General features: G+C 72.3%; 3 protein-coding genes and 1 tRNA gene. 3 read left to right on the top strand and 1 reads right to left on the bottom strand.

Annotated features, from left to right (window positions below):
- The 3 genes from JWQ05_RS08910 to JWQ05_RS08900 all read left to right on the top strand — a co-directional run.
- Positions 1-525, top strand: a 525-nt coding sequence (locus JWQ05_RS08910; protein WP_299657663.1) for an extracellular solute-binding protein, incomplete at its 5' end; no start/stop codon positions are given.
- A gap of 45 nt (positions 526-570) precedes the next feature.
- Positions 571-2,286, top strand: a complete 1,716-nt coding sequence (locus JWQ05_RS08905; protein WP_299657662.1) for an iron ABC transporter permease — start codon at positions 571-573, stop codon at positions 2,284-2,286.
- Between the two features lie 20 nt (positions 2,287-2,306).
- Positions 2,307-2,381: transfer RNA gene (locus JWQ05_RS08900), tRNA-Val, on the top strand.
- Positions 2,382-2,495: 114 nt separating this feature from the next.
- On the opposite strand, the gene nhaA is transcribed toward JWQ05_RS08900, so the two are convergent.
- A partial coding sequence (gene nhaA, locus JWQ05_RS08895; protein ID WP_299657661.1) for a Na+/H+ antiporter NhaA occupies positions 2,496-3,378 on the bottom strand: 883 nt, incomplete at its 5' end.

Below are 3,378 nucleotides of genomic sequence, written 5' to 3'. Positions count from 1 at the left end.
CTGATCGCCCATCACCTCGTCAAGCACGGCCCCGAGAAGACGGAGGGCTGGCTGCGCGCGGTCAAGGCCAACCTCGCGCGCAAGCCCGCCGGCGGCGACCGGGACGTGGCCCGCGACATCCTCGCCGATACCTGCGAGATCGGCCTCGGCAATTCGTACTATGTCGGCCTCATGCGCTCCGGACGCGGCGGCCCCGAGCAGCAGAGATGGGGCGACGGCATCAAGGTCGTGATGCCGACCTTCGAGAGCGGCGGCACGCACGTGAACATTTCCGGTGCGGCGGTCTCGAAGACGGCGCCGAACCGCGACGAGGCGGTCAAGCTCCTCGAATACCTCGTCTCCGACGAGGCGCAGGCGCTCTACGCCAAGGCGGATTACGAGTACCCGGTGAAGGCCGGCGCGCCGACCGACCCGCTGCTGACGGCCCTCGGACCCCTGAATGTCGATACCGTGCCCCTCGTCGAGATCGCCCGCAACCGCAAGGCGGCGAGCCTCCTCCTCGACAAGGTCGGCTTCGACAATTGAACCGCGATGTGGGGACGGCTTCCCGGAACGGGCCTTGAGACCGGCATGAGCGGGGCCGCCCCCGCCATCCCCCATCCCGCCCGGTCGTCCGCCCTGGTCTGGGGCCTGGGCGGGCTGGCGCTCGCCGCCCTGGTTCTCAGTCCGGTCGTCGCCCTCATGCTGGCGGCGGGGCAGGGGGCGGGGACTGAGGGGGCGGGGGCGCTCTGGCCCCACCTCGTCGCCCACGTGCTGCCGCAGGCGTTGCGCGACACGGGCCTGCTGCTCGCCGGGGTCGGCGCCCTGGTGATCGTGATCGGAGCCGGCGCGGCCTGGCTCGTCGCGGCCTACGAGTTTCCCGGCCGGCGATTCCTCGAGGCGGGGCTGCTGCTGCCGATGGCGGTGCCGACCTACATCGTCGCCTTCGCGTATCTCGACCTGATGCACCCGATCGGACCGGTGCAGACGACCCTGCGCGACCTCCTCGGCGTCGCCCGCCCGCGCGACCTCGTGCTGCCGGAGCTGCGCTCGCTGCCCGGCTGCATCCTGCTCCTCGGCTTCGTGCTCTACCCCTACGTCTACCTGCCGACCCGGGCGCTGTTCCTGATGCAGGCCGCCAACCTCATCGAGGCGGCCCGGATGCTCGGGCGCTCGCCCTCCGCCACCTTCTTCCGCATCGCCCTGCCGATGGCCCGTCCGGCCATCGTGGCGGGGGCGAGCCTTGCGCTGATGGAGGCCCTGAACGACATCGGCGCGGCGGAATTCCTCGGGGTCCGGACCCTCACGGTCCAGGTCTACGCCACCTGGGTCAACCGGTCGGACCTCGCGGGCGCGGCGCAGATCGCCCTCGTCATGCTGGTCATCGTCGTCGCCCTGGTCGCCCTGGAGCGCTGGGCGCGGGCCGACCGCGGCTTTGCCGGCACGGCCCAGCGCCCGAGGCGCATGGCTCGGCAGCGGCTCACGGGTCTTCGCGCCTGGGGCGCGCTCGCCCTCGGATGGGTGCCGGTCGCCATCGGCTTCGCGATCCCCGCGAGCTATCTCGCCCATTCCGCCATCCGGCGGCTGCTGCGCAGCGGCTTGCCCGAGACGATCTTCGCGGAGATCGGCCACACGCTGCTCTATGCGGGCGCCGCGACCGTGATCGCGGCCGCCCTCGGCCTCGTGGTCGCGGCGGGGCCGGGCCTCGTCTCGCGCCGGTGGGGGCGGGCGCTGATCCAGGTCGCGAGCCTCGGCTACGCGCTGCCGGGCGCGATCCTCGCCATCGGTCTCCTCGGCCCCCTGGCGCTCGCCGATTCCGCCCTGTCGGCGGGCACGACGCACGTCCTCGGCATTGCCCCGGCGCTGATCGGCCTCGGCACCGGCAGCGCCCTCGTCACCGCCTATCTCGTGCGCTTCCTCGCCGTCAGCATCGGCACCTGCGAGGCCGGCCTCGGGCGCGTGCCCCGCAGCCTGCCCGATGCCGGACGGATGCTCGGGCACGGCCCGGGCGCGACCCTGAGGCGGGTCCAGCTTCCCCTGGTCTGGCCGGCCCTTCTCAGCGGCGCGCTCCTCGTCTTCGTCGATTGCGTCAAGGAACTGCCCGCCACGCTGCTGCTGCGCCCCCTCAACGTGGAGACGCTCGCGACCCACCTCTACGGCGAGGCCGCGCGCGGCACCTACGAGGACGGCACCGTGGCGGCCCTGCTCATCGTCGCCGTCGGCCTCGTGCCGGTGGCGATCCTTCTCCGGCTCGGGACCCCGCGCGCGGAGCATGCGGATCGACCCTTGACGCCGCCGCGCCCATAGCCCTAGAAGGCCCTCGGTCCGGGTGCGTAGCTCAGCGGGAGAGCATTCGCTTCACACGCGAAGGGTCACAGGTTCGATCCCTGTCGCGCCCACCATTCCACTCCGAAGCCATCCCCCACGCTTCGATGACGACCGCGAGCGGTCGAACCTGCACGACAGCCATCCCTTTCCTCGTCCGCCGCAGCGAATTCGCGACGCGTTGCACCGTCTCAGCGGCCGTGCTCTCGCGCGTCGGCCTGATGGGGCGGCGCCACCAGCAGGACCAGCGCGCCCGCCAGCATGCAGACGACCGATCCGACGAGCACGCCGATCTTGGTCTCGGTCTCCAGCGCGGGCGTGTCGGCAAAGGCCAGGAGGCCGATGAAGAGGCTCATGGTGAAGCCGACCCCGCACAGCAGCGAGACGCCGTAGATCTGCGCCCAGCCGGCGCCCGCCGGCCGCTGTGCCAGACCGAGCTTCACCGCCGCCAGCACGAGTCCGAACACGCCGGCCTGCTTGCCCAGGACGAGGCCCAGGGCGACGCCGAGGGTGACGGGTTCGAGCAGCAGGCCCGGCCCGACGCCCGCCAGCGAGACGCCCGCGTTGGCGAAGCCGAAGATCGGTAGGATCAGGTAGGCCGACCAGGGCTGGATCGCGTGTTCCAGCCGGTGCAGCGGCGAGGCCGGGTCGTCGGGCCGGCCGATGCTGGGGCGCAACGGAATGGCGAGGGCCAGGAGGACGCCGGCCACGGTGGCGTGCACGCCGGATTTCAGCACGAAGACCCAGAGGACCGCGCCCACCATCAGGTAAGGCGCGAGACGGCTCACGCCGGCCCGGTTCAAGCCCGTGAGGACCGCCAGTGTCAGCGCCGCGCCGCCGAGCATCGGCAGCGACAGGCCGGCGGTGTAGAACAGGGCGATGATCAGAACCACGCCGAGGTCGTCGATGATGGCGAGCGCGGTCAGGAAGACCTTCAGGGAGACGGGGACCCGCTTGCCGAGCAGCGCCAGGACGCCGAGCGCGAAGGCGATGTCGGTGGCGGCCGGGATCGCCCAGCCCCGGATCGTCTCGGGCGCTTGCCGATTCACCGCCACGTAGACGCGGGCGGGGGCC

Origin of the sequence: Methylobacterium sp., assembly GCF_028290105.1 — a bacterium.
Lineage (GTDB): Bacteria > Pseudomonadota > Alphaproteobacteria > Rhizobiales > Beijerinckiaceae > Methylobacterium.
Note: the sequence above shows the minus strand (reverse complement) of the source record. Positions and strands in the feature narration are given on the sequence as shown.

What these genes read in the sequence shown, in the direction of transcription:
- JWQ05_RS08905 (WP_299657662.1), top strand. Translation starts at nt 571, where the DNA reads ATGAGCGGGGCCGCCCCCGCCATCCCCCATCCCGCCCGGTCGTCCGCC.